Source organism: Parendozoicomonas callyspongiae, from assembly GCF_023502345.1.
GTDB lineage: Bacteria > Pseudomonadota > Gammaproteobacteria > Pseudomonadales > Endozoicomonadaceae > Sansalvadorimonas > Sansalvadorimonas callyspongiae.
This window is the reverse complement of sequence record NZ_JAMFLX010000012.1, coordinates 1-17,090: the sequence shown is the minus strand read 5'-3', so window position 1 is coordinate 17,090 and position 17,090 is coordinate 1. Positions and strand designations below refer to the sequence as shown.

The 17,090-nt window shown below is 47.6% G+C and carries 15 protein-coding genes and 1 other RNA gene; 4 read left to right on the top strand and 12 right to left on the bottom strand.

What is annotated here, in order from left to right; all coding sequences use genetic code 11:
- From gcvH to M3P05_RS10185, 4 genes are all read right to left on the bottom strand, one after another.
- A complete protein-coding gene (gene gcvH, locus M3P05_RS10200) occupies positions 1-390 on the bottom strand; it encodes a glycine cleavage system protein GcvH (protein WP_249699479.1) in 390 nt (129 codons plus the stop codon).
- A gap of 107 nt (positions 391-497) precedes the next feature.
- Entirely contained in the window at positions 498-1,583 is a 1,086-nt protein-coding gene (gcvT, locus tag M3P05_RS10195; RefSeq protein ID WP_249699478.1) for a glycine cleavage system aminomethyltransferase GcvT, read from the bottom strand.
- A 516-nt stretch (positions 1,584-2,099) separates the two neighbouring features.
- A complete protein-coding gene (locus tag M3P05_RS10190; protein WP_249699477.1) occupies positions 2,100-4,199 on the bottom strand; it encodes a hypothetical protein in 2,100 nt (699 codons plus the stop codon).
- A 44-nt stretch (positions 4,200-4,243) separates the two neighbouring features.
- Positions 4,244-5,698, bottom strand: coding sequence for an SET domain-containing protein (locus M3P05_RS10185; RefSeq protein ID WP_249699476.1), 1,455 nt, complete (start codon positions 5,696-5,698; stop codon positions 4,244-4,246).
- A gap of 166 nt (positions 5,699-5,864) precedes the next feature.
- On the opposite strand from M3P05_RS10185, the gene M3P05_RS10180 reads away from it, so the two are divergent.
- On the top strand, positions 5,865-7,325 hold the full coding sequence (locus tag M3P05_RS10180) for an NAD-dependent succinate-semialdehyde dehydrogenase (RefSeq protein ID WP_249699475.1): 1,461 nt from the start codon (positions 5,865-5,867) through the stop codon (positions 7,323-7,325).
- Positions 7,326-7,379: 54 nt separating this feature from the next.
- Here M3P05_RS10180 and M3P05_RS10175 read toward each other — a convergent pair whose 3' ends face one another.
- The 8 genes from M3P05_RS10175 to M3P05_RS10140 all read right to left on the bottom strand — a co-directional run bounded on the left by M3P05_RS10175 (position 7,380) and on the right by M3P05_RS10140 (position 15,987).
- Complete coding sequence (locus M3P05_RS10175) at positions 7,380-8,327, bottom strand: hypothetical protein (RefSeq protein ID WP_249699474.1); 948 nt, start codon at positions 8,325-8,327, stop codon at positions 7,380-7,382.
- Positions 8,328-8,693: 366 nt separating this feature from the next.
- The gene (locus M3P05_RS10170) at positions 8,694-9,929 is read right to left on the bottom strand and encodes an FAD-dependent monooxygenase (protein ID WP_249699472.1); all 1,236 of its coding nucleotides are present in this window, start codon (positions 9,927-9,929) and stop codon (positions 8,694-8,696) included.
- 259 nt (positions 9,930-10,188) lie between these two features.
- Positions 10,189-11,424, bottom strand: coding sequence for a 2-octaprenyl-6-methoxyphenyl hydroxylase (gene ubiH, locus M3P05_RS10165; protein WP_249699471.1), 1,236 nt, complete (start codon positions 11,422-11,424; stop codon positions 10,189-10,191).
- Positions 11,425-11,818: 394 nt separating this feature from the next.
- Positions 11,819-13,369, bottom strand: coding sequence for a hypothetical protein (locus M3P05_RS10160; RefSeq protein WP_249699470.1), 1,551 nt, complete (start codon positions 13,367-13,369; stop codon positions 11,819-11,821).
- Positions 13,370-13,475: 106 nt separating this feature from the next.
- A complete protein-coding gene (locus tag M3P05_RS10155; protein ID WP_249699469.1) occupies positions 13,476-13,724 on the bottom strand; it encodes an FAD-dependent oxidoreductase in 249 nt (82 codons plus the stop codon).
- Between the two features lie 23 nt (positions 13,725-13,747).
- Entirely contained in the window at positions 13,748-14,065 is a 318-nt protein-coding gene (locus M3P05_RS10150; RefSeq protein ID WP_249699468.1) for a MazG nucleotide pyrophosphohydrolase domain-containing protein, read from the bottom strand.
- A 3-nt stretch (positions 14,066-14,068) separates the two neighbouring features.
- A complete protein-coding gene (gene pepP / locus M3P05_RS10145) occupies positions 14,069-15,391 on the bottom strand; it encodes a Xaa-Pro aminopeptidase (protein WP_249699467.1) in 1,323 nt (440 codons plus the stop codon).
- Entirely contained in the window at positions 15,391-15,987 is a 597-nt protein-coding gene (locus tag M3P05_RS10140; RefSeq protein WP_249699466.1) for a UPF0149 family protein, read from the bottom strand. The genes pepP and M3P05_RS10140 overlap by 1 nt, the downstream gene beginning before the upstream one ends.
- Positions 15,988-16,186: 199 nt before the next feature.
- On the opposite strand from M3P05_RS10140, the gene M3P05_RS10135 reads away from it, so the two are divergent.
- The 3 genes from M3P05_RS10135 to ssrS all read left to right on the top strand — a co-directional run bounded on the left by M3P05_RS10135 (position 16,187) and on the right by ssrS (position 16,984).
- Positions 16,187-16,396, top strand: a complete 210-nt coding sequence (locus tag M3P05_RS10135) for a TIGR02449 family protein (protein ID WP_249699465.1) — start codon at positions 16,187-16,189, stop codon at positions 16,394-16,396.
- Positions 16,393-16,704, top strand: a complete 312-nt coding sequence (locus M3P05_RS10130) for a cell division protein ZapA (protein ID WP_249699464.1) — start codon at positions 16,393-16,395, stop codon at positions 16,702-16,704. The genes M3P05_RS10135 and M3P05_RS10130 overlap by 4 nt, the downstream gene beginning before the upstream one ends.
- A 93-nt stretch (positions 16,705-16,797) precedes the next feature.
- Positions 16,798-16,984: non-coding RNA, 6S RNA (ssrS, locus tag M3P05_RS10125), on the top strand.
- Positions 16,985-17,090 lie beyond the last annotated feature (106 nt).

The window sequence follows — 17,090 nt, the reverse complement described above, 5'->3', positions numbered from 1 at the left end:
TTACTCATTTTCGCAAACGGCTGCGTAAGCATCGGCGTCCAGCAGCTCTTCCAGTTCAGCTGGAGAGCTAGGCTTAACGCGGAAAAACCATGCACCTTCATAAGGTTCAGTATTGGCCAGCTCAGGGGCTTCTTCCAGAGCTTCGTTGATAGCAACAACTTCACCAGAGATAGGAGCGTGCATGTCAGAAGCGGCTTTTACAGACTCAACAACACCAGCGTCATCGCCAGCAGACAGTTCAGTACCAACTTCTGGCATTTCTACGAATACGATGTCACCCAGTGCAGCCTGAGCGTGGTCGGTAATACCGATGGTAGCAGTACCATCTTCTTCCAGACGTACCCACTCGTGGGAAGAAACGTAACGCAGTTCAGCAGGGATATTGCTCATCTTAAATTCCTCTTGAGTCTGCATGTGTTTTACATGCAGTACAGACTTACCAAATTACTTTAAAAAACCGGGTCATCCATTAGCTGGAGCCGACCCTGTCCTGAAATTTATTCAAATACTTTCTTGCCGTTACGCACGAAAGAAGGTCTGATAACACGAACGTCAACCAGCTTGCCGCGCATATCCACCTGAGCTTTGTCAGTGGTACCGGCAGGAACACGAGCCATAGCGATAGCGTGACCCAGAGTTGGAGAGAAGGTGCCGGAGGTCACGATACCTTCGCCAACACCTTCAACAACAACTTTCTGACCGTGACGCAGTACACCGCGACCTTCCAGAACCAGACCTACCAGTTTGTCCCAGCCCTTCTTGGCACGGATCTCAGCAACTGGTTTGCGGCCTATGAAGTCACGATCTTCTGGTTCCCAGGCTACACACCAACCCATGTTGGCTGACAGAGGAGTTACGTCTTCGTCCATGTCCTGACCGTACAGGTTCATACCTGCTTCCAGGCGCAGAGTGTCACGGGAGCCGAGGCCACATGGAGCAACACCAACTTCTTCCAACTTCTTCCAGAACGCAGAAGCTTCATCAGCAGGGATGGTGATCTCCAGACCGTCTTCACCGGTGTAACCGGTACGGGCGATCAGCCAGCCTTCAACTTCACGACCTTCAAAAACTTTCAGGTCGTTAATAACTTCTGCCTGTGCAGGAGTAGCAGCCTTGGCAGCCATAGCGCGGGCTTCTGGGCCCTGAACGGCGATCATGGCGTACTCAGGACGCTCGGTCAGAGTCACTTTGAAGTTCTCTGCCTGCTTGCCCATCCAGGCCAGGTCTTTCTCGCGGGTTGCACAGTTCACAACAACGCGGTAGCCGTAAGGCATGCGGTATACGATCAGATCGTCGATAACACCGCCCTTCTCGTTCAGCATGCCGCTGTACAGAGCCTTGCCATCGAAAGCCAGACGATCAACGTCGTTAGCCAGCAGGTAGCGCAGGTACTCACGAGCCTGCTCGCCGGTCACGTCGAGGGCTGTCATGTGAGATACATCGAACATACCGGCCTTCTGACGAACTGCATGGTGCTCTTCCAGCTGAGAACCATAGTGGATCGGCATATCCCAGCCGCCAAAGTCCACCATCTTGCCGCCAGATTCTCCATGCACTTCGAATAAAGGAGTACGGTTACCCATAAAACAGTCCCCAACACTGGTAAAAAGGAATGCAGCTCAAAGCCACCAACGCTGCATCCCTGCAAAGATCAAACAAAATCCCACAAAAGCCTGTTTTGAGGGAAGTAGGCAGAAACACTTAATTGCCAATCAATATGTGCATTCTAAAGGTACACAAACGTTAACTCAAAGAGCATTCCTTGCTCCTTTATTTCTTTTTTTTGAGTAAAAATTGATTTTGGTAGTAGTTTTGGTGAAAAAGCCAGCCAAATCTTATACATAGGAAGTGTCAACACATTCATTTTTCGACCAAAAATGAACACCGAAGGAGTTGTACTTTTAGCTTATGCCGTAAATTTATCCCAAATCGAACGCCCCGATAGACGGGAAAAAGCTGAAAAAACCGAAAACTGAAAGGAAAATTGTTACAGGGTCAGGTGGCGAAGTTAGGAGTAAACGAGAGGGTTGGGAAGGGCTATATTTTGAAATCCTCTAAGGCAAACCATGTTCCACAAGTACAACATAACTTACCCATTTTTAGTAGTTCATTCTCAGTTTATCTCCCACATCAATGGGTTTGAGAGCCTTCAATTCTACCATCCAGTTCAATTTAGACAGGTCATCATCCTTAACCACCTTTCCTTCTGCCTCCCAAATATTAGTAACTGTGATATTAGCATCCCCAGTAGCCTGTTGAATAAAAGCGTATGGCCCCCGAAACAGGAACCCCCACTCTTGCCTACCGGGGGCTTCTGTTAAGTATGACTTAAGATTCTTGCTTACCTGCCTCATTTTGACAGCTACAGCCATAACAGAAACAGCCTCCCCCTCGGCAATATTAATATTTGAGACACACTCCACCTCTGTCCTCCAGTTCATCTTTCTTGGTGCCCCTGTTCTTTGTCTTCTATTTCTACCAAGCCCCTCTATTTTTTGCTTATCTGGAGCATCAAAGCTTAACGCTTCAAGCAGCGATTTTTGGTGTGCTATCCAAGCGTTTGGAGTTTTTTTTAAAGGGTCATAGTCCTTGGATAATTGATATAGACCTCGGTACTGATCCTCCATATCAATCTTTTTTTTCAGCCCCAAAAATTCATTCACCAGCTTTTGAGGTTGTTCAAGAAGTGCGAGTTCAGCGTCACTACGACTGCCGCCATTGACGTCTTTATCACCCGATGTTATTGCCTTTTGTGTTTCTACATAGGGACTCTTAGTCAACTTTACAGGTGTGAATGGAGATGATAATTCAGCCTCTGGGGATAAATCGTTTTCTCCTGGACATCTGGCAGGCGGGGAGCAAGTTGAATCTGCAGACATTGATTGCTGAGACTGAAACAGCCTCAAGGGAGAGCCAACCTCTTGATCTTTTTCATTACTTTCTAAACTGATAAGAGTCTTTCCCTTTTTAGAAAAAGGGGTAGTTTTTTCTACATAAACCATTGGAGTTGCTTCCCTTGTTGCATGTTCCGAACCCGGCGAAAAACTCATAGTTACAGTGCAATGCAAAGAGATAGAAGCTGCAGAAGGTGATGAGTTTGAATCTTCAACAATATCCAGCGGTGCTGTCACGGTTCTATCTGCTGCAAGGGGAGAAAGTGCTGATGATATTACGGTAGACTGCGCGGTTAATACGACCGCCTCAGGCACCTCTTGCGTAGAAAACACTGCTTGTGTGACAAACTTTCGCCCTTTAGGCGTTGGTATTTCTTTTTTTACCTCAATATCTTCCTCGTAGTTCCTAGCTTCAAAGCTTATCCTGTCTATCAAGTTTAAATGTTTGCCATTCCCGGAAAAGAACCCCACCTCAGAATCACTGATAGGATAAACGTCCATATTCCCCCTTTTCAGGGGAAGACAAGCTGGGTCCAAGTATTGAAGAGGTGTAAAGCAGTAACAAAGTAATTTATTCCGATCCAAACCCCAACGCAAACCATATTCATCATTAAAGAAATCTAATTCCGTATTTACTGGTTGATGAAAAGTTTCTCGCCATGGTAAAGACAAAACTACACCCTCACCATTTTCTAATATTGAGATCAACTGAGTATCAGCAAAAACCAGCTCATGTTGTCCATACCAAAAAGCCTGCTCCCAAGAAATGGCAGTTAATGTGAGAAAGAGAGGCATCAGGGCTGCCATAGAACGATCTTGAAGCTGGTATGAACCAACCTTGAAGCTCAAATCCAACCCTGTTAAGTGTGTTTCCCAAGTTCTGCCATCTTCACTTTGAAATGAAAGCTTGGTTCCTGAGACCACGGGGCTGGGGGTGGCATAAATCTCCAGCACACCAATATTGAGACCACTCATCTCAATGCCAAGCATCACGAACTGGGCGAGAGAAGGCCAAGGGTACTCAAAGTAATTTGCACTGAAGCTGTCAAATACGCCATGCAGCTGCTTTCTTTGCTGAGGGTTGAACTGCATTATTACTCCGTGAAAATGCTTATCTTCTCCAGCTACAAGAAGCCAGCAACTTAAGCCGATTTTTTCAACGACAGATGACAGTTCTCCCTGAAAAACGATCGGTACTTTTACTGGGTCTGTTTCCTGGGAGTTAGCCTGCAGAATGATTGAGAAAGCCATAAAGACCAACCAAACAGCCAGCAGCCATTTCCTACCCAGTAAACTAACCATCATCCATCGGAGCCTCACCGGATAACAAGGGGCTCAAAGTATAGACCTCATTTAAGTTGCCCTTGCGCAGCTAGCTTAAGAATATGCTCCAGAGCACCAGGCTTTGTGTCGTAACTGAACAAAAGTTCATCGTCAGCCTTAATTTTTTCTTTTGCCAGCACCAATGTATCCCCGATCCAGCCATCTTTATCTGAACCTGTAATGCAGGGAGTGTACAAGGTAATGTTATCTATTGGTGACTCTTCCGGCTTCTCCATATTGAGCGCCATGTTTAACCAGCGAAAAGCATTTTTCTTGCCAGGCTCTCGATCAAAGTAATTGCCGTCATCATCAACAAAAATCTTGTGCCTGTTGGCCGCAGAGTTAATTCTTGGTTTCTCTCCTCTTCTATGTAATTTACTTTTTATAATGCCAATAACAGACCATTGAGGAATATCATCAGCGGCAAAAACACCCTTTCCTCTGCAGCCTGGAATTTTTGATTGAGCAGCATAAAGAGGATAATTATAAAACCCTTCTTCTTTTTTATATTTTACCAGTTGTGGGACACTACCCATATCAATTTCTAATAGAGCCTTCATCCTTGTTTTTCCGGCCTTTCTTTTTTTTATCTGCCTGTGCGTTTTCGTTTTATTGTTTTCCATTTTCTGTTTTTTCGTATCCAACTTTTCAATATCAGAGATGTCATTAGTCAGGTCAGCCCCCTCTAACGAATTACCACCTTCTGAGAAACCTGAGTCGCTACCCGCATCATCACACTCCTTGAAAAAGCCCTCTCTTTTATAAACAAAGAGCTTTCCTCTACCACCTATTTCCAGTGGGGCGACATGCCCCCAATGGTCAAACACCTCTATCTTCTCAGCAGCTACAAATTTTTGGCGTTCAAAAAGATCCTCAAGTGCCAGGGTAATATCATCGAGAAGCTCCAAGTCAATCTGCCTTTTGTCCAATTCAACTCTATCCTCTGGCATTATAACTGTTTCAGTCATCAATCTTTCTTCTGGAATATCTGGCTTCACATCAATAAAGATAAAATATTCCAAGCTATTAATTTTTATTCTTACAAAAGGAAGAGGCAGCTTTCTTGATATAATTGGAACAAAGAATAGATCTACATAACGGATGCCTTCATCCCTGAGCAGGGTGTGCAGACTGTGTGTTACACACATACCACCGATATCACACTGACAATTCCCTACATATCTATAAAGTCGAAATCGAGTCATCTCATTGGAAATCCTCTCCAATTCTTTCAGAATTTCAATCGCACCAATTTCTTGAGTATTCATTAATCTCTTAGGGGGGGTAATATGTTTTTTATTCAACAAATAAAGCCAAGTGTAACTATGAGAGTCACAATATGTGCACCCAAAATCATGTTGATACTTCTTATCAACTATGATGTCACTTTGCTGCTCAAGAACTGATAATAGATAAGGAGGTAATTTTGTAATATGTACAGCACTTGTAAAATTTGAATAAATCAAAGCCGTCAGAAGCAAAAAACTATGCCACCTGTAAGAAAGACCCTCCCGAATTACAATCCTACTCTTCACTGCATCTCCATAACCCCATCGCAATAAGAGGAGGTTAAGAATAAACAGGATTCTGGTTTTCACCAGTTAAATATGAGATAAGCTTTGCAAAACCAAATTGATGGATAGCGTTATGCCCTGTCAGCTTAAAGAGCAGTCCTTGCTACAGACGCGTGCCTGGATTAACAGTAACTGGATTGGGCCCGGTTCTGGTCAAGAGTTCTCTGTAATCAATCCGGCAACGGGAAAAGAGCTTGCCCAGGTTACAGACTGCGGCCGCCAGGAAACTCATGAAGCGGTTGTTTCAGCTCATAACGCACTGCAAAAATGGAAAGTCCTGACTGGCAAAGAGCGTGGCTCCCTTTTAAGACACTGGTATGAGTTGATCATGGCGCATCAGGATGACCTTGCCCGTTTGATGACGCTTGAACAGGGAAAGGTACTTGCAGAAGCCCGTGGAGAAATTGCTTACGCAGCTTCTTTTATTGAGTGGTTCTCTGAAGAGGCAAAACGTATATACGGAGATATTATTCCACAGACCCGCCCTGATCACCGATCACTAGTCATAAAACAACCAATTGGAGTTGTGGCAGCCATAACTCCCTGGAATTTCCCTGCGGCCATGATTACCCGCAAAGCAGGGGCCGCTCTGGCAGCGGGTTGCACAATCGTAATTAAACCATCTGAGGAAACACCTCTCTCAGCTTTGGCTCTGGCAGAGCTCTCCCATCGAGCAGGAATACCTGCAGGTGTTATCAATATTGTCCCTGGGCTTGATGCTCAAGCTATCGGTCAGGAGTTGTGCGATAACCCTTTAGTAAAAAAGCTGACTTTTACCGGTTCAACTGCTGTAGGAAAGCACCTGCTGAAACAGAGTGCGGCCACAGTTAAGAAAGTCTCACTGGAATTGGGAGGCAATGCTCCGATCATCATTTTTGACGATGCTGATCTTGATAAAGCCGTAGCCGGAGCCCTGGCATGTAAATACCGCAATAGCGGTCAGACCTGCATCTGCGCCAACCGAATTCTGGTTCAAAGCGGTATATATCCAGCCTTTCTCCAACGCTTTAGAGCAGCTGTCGAGAAGCTGGAGACTGGTGACGGGCTTGATATGAAAACCACGAGCGGCCCTTTGATTAACCAGAAAGCTATCAGTAAAGTGCACTCACTGGTCGAGGATGCGGTTCAGCAGGGAGCAAGTATTGTGACCGGGGGAAATGAAGCCTCCTTCCACGGTTGCTACCAGCCCACAATACTTACCGATGTAAACAGCTCCATGCGTATAGCCCGTGAAGAGATTTTTGGGCCAGTTGCGCCGGTTATCCAGTTTGATTCTGAGGAAGATGCAATAAACCTGGCAAACAATACAGAGTTTGGCCTCGCTTCCTACTTTTACACCAGTGACCTTGCCAGAACATGGAGAGTCTCAGAAGCGATTGAATATGGAATGGTGGGTGTAAATGAGACCGCTATCACTTCTGAAGTTATTCCTTTTGGTGGCGTGAAAGAATCCGGAATTGGGCGGGAAGGCTCAAAGTATGGAATTGATGATTATCTGGAGCTTAAGTACATCTGTATGGGTGATATCCGCTAGCCGCTAATAGAAAACAGGCCGCTGTTGCGGCCTGTTTCTGAAGAAGAACGAGTATCACTCGCTCATATCATCATGTACTCCCGGCATTGGAGGCATCATGTTTTCCATGCCTGGAGGCAGTTCTCCCATAGGCGGCATCGGCATGCCATCCATACCAGGCATACCCGGCATACCTTCCATGCCCTCCATACCAGGCATATTCTGCATCTGTTCCATAACCTGATTGACGGACTCGCGTACTGTATCAATCATGGCCTGGAAGCCAGCATTGAAACCTTTGTAAAACACCTGAATACCTTTTGGTGCATCAGCTTCAGGATCATCAATAGGTTTCTTGGCATTTTCATCAGGAGCGGCATCACCAAACAGCGACTCCATAGAAGTCGGAATGGTCAGGGCAATAGCACGCCCGGCCATAAAGCCATTGATATAGTTATTTCTCAGAACGGCATTTGTCGAAGAGCCAAGGTTGCTCTTGTTGAAAGATGCTGAAGCTTCACACCAGCGATCCCGATATTCATTGTCGGTCTCATCACCTTCAGTACAGTCGTATTCGACCACACCCTGATTATCCAGCACGGCGATATAACCGGTTTCATAACCTTCTGCAGCAACCGGACGGCTTTGCAGATTGTCTATGGCGGGGTTACGCCCCTGAGAAGCATCCAGATAACCCAGTTTCCAGGCTGCGATAAATTCATCCCGGGCTCCACTGTTTTCACCAATGCTGTCACTGTCCTGCCAGGCTCTGAAGCCTTTACACCAGAAGCGTTTGTCAGCTGTCATGCCAGATGGGTCATCACAGTCATAAGATTCACCGGCAACAATGTCCTGTACAGTTACCTGGTCAGCTTCAACTTCAGTAACCTTTTCAGCTTCAACTTTCTTCTTTTCGTCCTTCTTCCCACACCCCCCAAGGCTCAAGGAAAGAATAATGGCCATCGCGGCCGGCAGCACGACAGCCACTTTGGAAAACAGCGCCGCTCTGGAAAATTGGGTCATATCAGTACCTCTTATCTCTGAACCACGGGATACCCCCCCGGTACCTCGGGCACGTCTTTTGACGCGCCCGAAGCAATATAGTTCAAAGTACGGAAGTTCTGATTTAGGGGCGACCTCAAGTAAACATCGACTCAGTGGCTCTAAAAGCGGCCAGATGTTAGAAGGGTTTGTGAAAATCGTAGCATTCTACATTGAACAAGCCCGACACAGCAGATGGCCGCTTTTAGAGCCACCCGCAGGGCGCTTCCGAGAGCACCTATGAGCTACGTTGTAGCACCTTGAAAGGCAACAAGCATTACTGCGGCGCTACGCCTTGTCATAGCCGCTCTCGGAAACGCTGAGCTCGATGTTTACTTGAGGTCGCCCCTAATGAACGCTAACCTTGCGCCCTCTGGCCAGTTCAGGAATCTCCCCCTTTATTCCCATGGCCCGGGTCACGATTTCCTGCTTGAGAACCGGCAGGTGATCCACGATATTCAGCCCGGTATTTCTCAGCCAGCTGAACAGCATATTGTCGCTGTCAAAAATACGCTGCAGGCCTTCCATAATTCCGGCCATGGCAAGGTTATGACCTTCCCGTGAGCGCTGATAACGGTCAAGAACCATCTTCGAGGCGAAATCTTCATCCCGCTCACAGGCTCTTTTTATTTCCCCCGCAAGGCTTGCCACATCAAGGAGCCCGAGGTTTGCTCCCTGTCCGGCAAGGGGGTGGATTGTGTGTGCAGCATCACCTACCAGTACAACGTGGCCTCGGTGATATTGGCGGGCATGGCGCTGTCTGAGTGGGAACTTATGCCGCTTCTCACATGAAAGAATACGCCCCAGCTTTCCTTCAATAGTCTGTTCCAGCAGCTCACAGAACTCCTCATCAGGCAATCCCATCAACCGCCTGGCTTCATCAGGGATCTGTGACCAGACAATAGAGCAGTAATTGCGGCCATTTTCAGAAGGCAGGGGAAGAAATGCCAGAGGACCGGTATGCTGAAATACCTGCCAGGCTGTATCTTTATGGGGCTTTTCAGTCTCGACAGTAGTTACGATTGCATGATGCAGATAATCCCATTCCCGCATAGGTATGCTTGCCCAGCCTCGAGCTCTGGAATTAGCGCCATCAGCAGCAATCACCAGCCGGGCATGAAGCAGGCTTTTATCCCATAGTTTCAGCTCAACCTGATCACCCTTCTTCTTCAGCCCCTGAACCTCAAGGCCTCCCATCATGTGCACAGACGTTGTGGCCAGTTTTTCCAGCAATGCTCCCCTGGTCACATTGTTTTCAACAATATGACCCAGCCTTGAAACCGCCAGCTCCCGGGCTGAAAACTTGATCGTTCCGGTTCCAGCCGCATCCCATACTTCCATTCCGTAGTATGGGGAAACGCGCTGCTCAACCATCCGTTCCCAGGCACCAAGGTTATTAAGCAGATGGCGGGATGCTTCTGTCAGGGCACTGACTCTGGCATCAAAAGTGCCATCATGCTCAACAGGTTCCAGGGCACTGGTATCCACCAGGGCGACACTCAGAGGCGTATCTGCCAGAGCAAGGGCCATGGCTGCCCCACTGATGCCGCCACCCAAAACAATTATGTCGAACTCTCTTCCCATATATCACCTGATAGGGGGTGTTCACAATTAAACATCGAACTCAGCGCTTCCGAGAGTTTCTGTGGCGAGGCGTAGTGTCGCAGGAATGCTTATTGCCTTTCAAGATGCTACAACGAAGCTCACAGGAACTCTCGGAAGCGCCCTTCGGGTGGCTCTAAAAGCGGCCATCTGCTGCGTCGGGCTTGCTCAATGTAGAGTAACTACGATTTTCACAACCCCTTCTAACATCTGACCGCTTTTAGAGCCACTGAGTCGAAGTTTAATTGTGAACACCCCCTAGCCCCATTGCCTGCCTCGCAAACCAGTCTTTGGCAGGAAACACCAGCTCCATTCCCAACAAACCAAAGTTCCTGACACCAGCCAGAGCCATCGAATCATTGGAAAACAACCTGACAACTCTGTCACTAAAACCAATTGTCTGCTGCTGATCCTGCTGCCGAACATCAACATAGGACATCAGTACATTGAGCTCACCTGGGTTCTTTTGATCCTTGCATGCCTTATCAATAACACTGGCAAGAACCTGAACATCCCGCAGTGACAGGTTGAAACCCTGCCCCGCTACCGGATGCAGACTGTGGGCAGCATTTCCCAGTACCACAAGCCCCGGACGCACCTGCTCCTGTGCCTGCTTTAAGATCAGTGGATAGCTGTAGCGTTCCCCAACCTTACGCAGTCGTCCAAGCCGGTAACCGAACCGCTCCTGCAGTTCTGCCAGAAAGTCCTCTTCCACCAGCTGCATACGTTCTTCTGCCAGATCTGTTGGCATGGTCCAGACCAGCGCGCAATCACCACCACTACGGGGCAGAAGCGCCATTGGCCCTTCATCGGTGAATCGTTCATACGCGGTGTTGTTATGGTGCCGGGCCGGTGTAATGTTGGCTACGATGGCTGTCTGACCATAATCGCTGTCACTGGTTTCAAGCCCAAGGTGACCTGCAAGTCTAGATCGTCCACCATCAGCGAGGATAACAAGTTTTGCCTTCAGGGTTTCATGGCCTGATTCCAGACTGGCGTTTTTCTGACTGGTTTCCAGAAGCATGCCATCAGAATCCGGTTCCATATTCTGAATCTGGAGCGGGCACAACCAGTCAATCCCTTCTGTCGCCATCATTTTTTCGACCAGAACCAGCCCAAGCCAACTGTTCTCAACAACGTAACCAAGGGCCGAAACATTATGATCTTTGGCGTGAAGGCGGGTCACCCCAAAGTGGCCACGGTCAGAGACATGTATATCCAGAATGGGCTCAACCTTTTCGGACAACTTGTCCCAAAGATCCAGCTCCTGGAATATCTCCCGTGTTCCTTCCGAAAGAGCCGTAGAGCGGTCATCGTAACTCGGTTGCCAGTTTCCGGTATGTCTGTCACCCAGTTCATGGGCTTCAACAACAGCCATGGTCATCGCTGAAGGCAGCTTCTGTCTCAACGAAAAAGCCAGCGAAGCGCCAACCATTCCCCCACCAATAATCACTATGTCGTAAACGGACTGCGTCATACTCGTTATGCTCCATTCCGAGCCTGCTTCCATGCCCGTTGCGTGTTTTTCTCTTCTTTCAGAGCCTGGATCAACAAGTCATTGGGCGAATCAGAAGGTGGCAACACACCGAGGAATTCCGTTCTGAGCAGCCGCAAAACATCCAGGCAAAAAGTATCACCTGAGGCATTGCCAAGGAATGCAGAATACTGTGTTCTGAATGGGTGCCTGTTGAGTCTTCCTCTTTGGTCTGTGCGGGACTGGCAGCAGTGGCTGTCATGGGCCAGCAGTGTAACAGCAAAACAACAAGTGCCAAAATATTTTGATAGAGATATCTGGCCTGTCATTTATGGCTTGAATCCAGTCGGCCCTGATCAAATGTATGGTTTTTTGCCCCCGGCCATTGGGGCTTAACCTAAGAGGCCTTCCTGATTCTTATCAGTCCTATAGCCGATTCTGGGGACTGATTTTGCAGAAGAACACGAACGGTTGCAAAATCCAAGTCTGCCTTTCCTTCATTAGATGGATAATTTACATAAACTTTTTTATTGCCATGATAATGCATTTTGAAATATGCCAGTTCGTTTTGATTTTCATCCAACAAATCAAAATAGGTTTCTATCACCTCATTACTCTCATATCTAGACGTACACTTCTGATTCAAATGAAGTTGCCACACTTCACGGTAATCGGAACTGTATTCACTCATTTCCGCAGGTTTTCCGGCATATCGGCATTTCATTTTTTCTGGAAATATTGTATTGCAGTTGCTCACGTTGAACAGCTTCTCCAATGGAAATGCCATATAAATTGTTGAATCATCGCTATCGCGTTGCAGATAAAACGGGCCAATGGAATCTGGCTGGGGAAGCAGCGTGATCGGATTTCTTGTTTTGGCACTCAGACAAATGGGCTGAGTGAAACGACAGCCTTGTTTGTGTACCGACAGTTCACCGGGAGTTGTGGGTTCAAGGCATTTGTCACAGGTGATGGGCCTGCTGGAGCATTCATCGGCTTTGTGCTCAGCAAGCTGTGACCGGGCAATATCGTTAAGGCACAGAGAGCAGTTAACGGGGTAGCTGATGCAGGTTTTAATATGATCGCTCATGGTACCCTGAAGAATGCTGACAGTGCAGAAAGTACAGTTTATCGGTCGTTGGTCACATGACGTTTCATGACCAGCAAGCTTTTTTTGCTGTACTGCCTCACCGCAGTGACGGCAGTACAGTGTTTTGTTGGGGCAACGTTGATAATGTGTTGACAGTTCTTCGCAGGAGGTTGCGATATAACCACATTCATATCCGCATGGCTGGTTGAGTACAGTTACGGTCATCTGTGGCAGATGGGATGGTTCGGGGTCTTTAAGAGCCGCCTCAACAGCCAACGGGTAAACCCTCATCATACGATCGAATAACTCGATTTTTAGTGCTTTAGATTGCAGTTCTTCCTCAGAACTCTGCTCAATTTTCCTCTTAACTGCTTTAATCTCTTCAAGCGTTTTATAGTTTGTTTTCAGGTTGCCTTCCTGGCAAGGGCGATAAACACACACCTGTCGGTGCTCAGCCATTGTTTCGCTCGGGTGCTCTTCCCCACAACCAAAATCACACTTTTTTTTGCTTCCACAGGATTGGCGATGGTCGTCAAGCTCATCGTAACCTCCAGACCATGTACAGCCTTGACTAACACAGTTGAAACGAGTGCTATTCAACATCTTTTTTCCTAATGCAATACTTGATTCAGCTGCCGTTCTGTCCAAAAGAGAGGCCTGATCACACCCCTGAGGACAATGTTTCAAGCGTTCCAGCGCACCTTCATCAAAACATCCTTTGCAGATGGTAACGCCACATGAACTGCAGGTATTCACACTGCCAGCATCATTCACGCAGATTGGACACAGGCTGACAGTGTCAGGTGCAGACCAGTATGTGCCGTGGATAGTAATGGCGTTTTGTCGGGCACTGTTCAACGCATATTTCCTCTATCTGCTTACTTTCTCAAGGTAGAGTGTTGGGCCAGGATCAGCTGGATTTGTTCCCATGAGGTAAGCAAGCCTTGCATAAAAGTAAGCATCGCTATAAGTACCCGGACAGTTTGTCCCAAAGGTCCAGCCCCTGGAATATCTCCCGTGTTCCTTCCGAGAGAGCCGTGGAGCGGGCATCGTAACTCGGTTGCCAGTTTCCGGTATGTCTGTCACCCAGTTCATGGGCTTCAACAACAGCCATGGTCATCGCTGAAGGCAGCTTCTGTCTCAATGACAAAGCCAGCGAAGCGCCAACCATTCCCCCACCAATAATCACTATGTCGTAAACGGACTGCTTCATACTCGTTATGCTCCGCTCCGAGCCTACTTCCATACCCGTTGCTTGTTTTTCTCTTCTTTGTTCAGAAAGGCCTGTTCAAGGTCGATATCGAACCGGTTGGCGATAGAGCAGAGATAGATCAGAATATCCGCCAGCTCGCCTTTCAGTTCACCAACTTCAGATTCCGGATCCATCTTCAACCCCTGAGCCTTCCGAACTGCCTTGAACAGTTCACCGACTTCTTCACCCAGAAGCAGACATTTATCGCGGGCACTCTGCTGTGCAAAACCGCGCTCGTCTTCCATCTCTTCAACATATTGCTGAAAGTCTTTCAGTCGCGGTTCGTTGGCAAGTTCAAGCATCTATTAACCTTTCTTTGGCTGCATCAAGGCTTCAATCTCTTCAACTGACTTCGGCACTCCCGCAGTCAAAACCTCGCAGCCATCGTCAGTCACCAGTACATCGTCTTCTATACGTATGCCGATACCACGCCATTTCTTATCAACATCTTCATTATCAGGAGCGATATAAAGCCCGGGCTCAACAGTCAATGTCATACCCGGCTTAAACGGCAGATATTTACCATTTTCCTTGTGATGACCAACATCATGTACATCCAGCCCCAGCCAGTGACCGGTGCCGTGCATGTAGAAAGGTTTGTAGGCATCATCTGCAATCAGCTTGCTGCGCTTTCCTTTCAGAATGCCGAGCTCAATCAAACCATCGACCAGTTTTGCCAGGGCGGCATCATGGAAACTATCCCAGGCCTTACCAGGCTTAATGGTTTCAATGGCTGCCAGCTGGGCATCCAGAACAATTTGATAAAGGGCTTTCTGTTCTTTAGAGAACTTTCCATTTACCGGGAAAGTACGGGTGATATCTGCCGCGTAATGATCCAGTTCACAACCGGCATCAATAAGTACCAGATCACCGTCTTTCAGTTCATCACTGTTCTCGGTGTAATGCAGAATGCAGGCATTGTCACCACCGCCCACAATTGTTGTGTAAGCCGGGTAGCGGGCACCGTTATCGGCAAAATCATGGTGAATGGCTGCTTCCAGCTGATACTCATACATGCCTGGTTTACAGATCTGCATGGCCCGAATATGAGCTTTGGCAGTAATATCGCCAGCCTTACGCATGATCTTCTGTTCAGCTGACGTTTTTATCATTCGAACAGAGTGAATAAGTTGATCCCGATCTTCAAAGTGTGTTGGCGCAACACAACCCCGGCGCTCCCGGTTCTTCAGGTTTTCAACCCAACCCCAGAGATGAGTGTCAAACTGTTTGTTATGGCCTGCTGTGTGATAAACCGTTTTTCGTTTATCCAGCATATCCGGCATGCGCTCGCCCAGCTCATCAATGGGAAAAGCCTGATCCACACTATAATCTGCAACAGCACCATCCTGCCCTGCACGACGCCCGTTCCAGATTTCCATCTCTTTGTCGCGTCGGCGACAGAACAGAACAACTTCTCCTTCCTTACGACCAGGAACAAGAACAAGAACGGCTTCCGGCTCATTGAAGCCCGTGAGATACCAGAAATCGCTATCCTGGCGGAACGGGTATTCACAATCCCTGTTGCGTATCTTTTCTGTGGCAGAAGGAAGAACAAGGATGCCCTGCTTGCCAATAGCTTTCAGCAGAGACTTACGTCGTTTGGCAAAATGTTTTTGATCAAGTTTCATTAATGTACCGGTCTGCTTTTTCCTTGCTGTTTTGCTGTATCGGCATTGTCTTTCTGGTGTTCGCTGAACAGCATCAGCGTTGCCATGCGCACATATTCACAAACTTCAAAGAAATCCCTTTCCGAGTCTTCTGACTCTTCCAGATCTTCTGCTTCAACCTGGGCAATCTGAGCCAGGTCAGTCAGAACGCCAATAGACTCTTCTGACATATTTTCCCGAGCAATGCCTCCCATACCATAACCGGAAAGAAAACCGGCACACCATTGACCCAACGCTTCTGTTCTTTGGCCAACGGTTTCATCGTCATCAGGTAATAAAAGAGAAAAAGAGAGGCTCTCTGATGACAGGTTTGTCATCACCACATCATAAAAATCGGCCAATACCGATTTGGCTCGCGCGGTCAGACCATCAGCCACATTCAACTGTTCTTCTGCTGATGCCAGCCAGGTTTGCTGAGAGGGGCGCAGACCTGCACACAACTGTCCACATAAAACGCCGTGCAGCTCAGATGGAGAAGTAAGAGATTTCACCTCCAGAAACAAATCACTCAGCTGATCGAACCCGAATCTGCTGGCATCTGCATTGACATCATTCATTATCTGTACTCTCAATCAATTGATGGCAGTGTACCTCAGGAGCCTGTAGTACTTAATTATTGTTATGCCATTTGTAGGAAATCACCCCAAAATGCAATGAAACGAATGATTTTGCAGTCACATTGACCATGAGATGTTGTTCGTCAGTCCTTATAGAGGATATATTTAGTGTCTAAAGGAACAGCCAACAGTCCGATTCATGGAATCCAGCGAAATCACATCCCTTAGCGGAAAAATTGATGAGTTGCTGACCCTGTGTCAGAAATTGCGCCAGGAGAACCGTATTCTCAAGGCCAGTGAAAAGCAGTGGAAGCAGGAACGCGCTCAACTGATAGAAAAAAATGAGATGGCGCGGGTTCGTGTAGAAGCCATGATCGGCCGCCTCAAGGCATTGGAGCATGAATCATGAGCACTCCTGTCACGACGACAGTCAATATCCTCGATAAAGACTACCGCATCAGCTGCCCCGAGCCAGAGCAGGCGGCACTTATTGAGGCCGCACGTCACCTAGACCACACCATGCGGGAAATTCGCAACGGTGGCAAAGTCATCGGTATAGAGCGAATTGCCGTATTGGCGGCTTTAAACATTACCCATGAAATGCTTCGGAGCGGCATGCAGACCTCCACTCAGAATAAACAGGCTCAGGAGCAGATCAACTCACTTCTTGATCGTCTGGACGGCGCACTTAAAGATAATCATGAGCTGGATCTATAAGTACTAACGTCATAGAAATACATGATTCTCATAGCAATTTGACATAACAAGGGGGTGGTATCACTCCCTTTTCAGTCGATATAATCGAGACAAGACTTCCTGGCCTGTTCGCCAGTCTCGATATGTCCCTGAGGCTTTGAATACCAAACCCCGGTGGCTCCTCGAGAGTGTTGAGAGTGCATGTCCACCTCCGAGTGGAAAGCCCGTGACATTCCAGCAGCCGCCACCTTGAGACAACGTCTCAAGGGCCAATGAGAGATAACGGCAGGGTGGGAAGTCTTGTTCTTACATTCCATCCTGTTTTATCCCGTCTCATACCGTTCCAACCTATTGATTTCATAGACTTTTCTCGAGCGAATCCGTTTGACAGCCGATTTTGGCCATTG

Bases quoted from the DNA above. Each gene is read 5' to 3' on its own strand.
- M3P05_RS10155 (WP_249699469.1), bottom strand. From the start codon at position 13,724: ATGAAGCAGTCCGTTTACGACATAGTGATTATTGGTGGGGGAATGGTT.
- ubiH (WP_249699471.1), bottom strand. From the start codon at position 11,424: ATGACGCAGTCCGTTTACGACATAGTGATTATTGGTGGGGGAATGGTT.
- M3P05_RS10180 (WP_249699475.1), top strand. From the start codon at position 5,865: ATGCCCTGTCAGCTTAAAGAGCAGTCCTTGCTACAGACGCGTGCCTGG.
- M3P05_RS10135 (WP_249699465.1), top strand. From the start codon at position 16,187: ATGGAATCCAGCGAAATCACATCCCTTAGCGGAAAAATTGATGAGTTG.
- M3P05_RS10130 (WP_249699464.1), top strand. From the start codon at position 16,393: ATGAGCACTCCTGTCACGACGACAGTCAATATCCTCGATAAAGACTAC.
- gcvH (WP_249699479.1), bottom strand. From the start codon at position 390: ATGAGCAATATCCCTGCTGAACTGCGTTACGTTTCTTCCCACGAGTGG.
- M3P05_RS10170 (WP_249699472.1), bottom strand. From the start codon at position 9,929: ATGGGAAGAGAGTTCGACATAATTGTTTTGGGTGGCGGCATCAGTGGG.
- gcvT (WP_249699478.1), bottom strand. From the start codon at position 1,583: ATGGGTAACCGTACTCCTTTATTCGAAGTGCATGGAGAATCTGGCGGC.
- M3P05_RS10140 (WP_249699466.1), bottom strand. From the start codon at position 15,987: ATGAATGATGTCAATGCAGATGCCAGCAGATTCGGGTTCGATCAGCTG.
- M3P05_RS10150 (WP_249699468.1), bottom strand. From the start codon at position 14,065: ATGCTTGAACTTGCCAACGAACCGCGACTGAAAGACTTTCAGCAATAT.
- M3P05_RS10175 (WP_249699474.1), bottom strand. From the start codon at position 8,327: ATGACCCAATTTTCCAGAGCGGCGCTGTTTTCCAAAGTGGCTGTCGTG.
- M3P05_RS10190 (WP_249699477.1), bottom strand. From the start codon at position 4,199: ATGATGGTTAGTTTACTGGGTAGGAAATGGCTGCTGGCTGTTTGGTTG.
- pepP (WP_249699467.1), bottom strand. From the start codon at position 15,391: ATGAAACTTGATCAAAAACATTTTGCCAAACGACGTAAGTCTCTGCTG.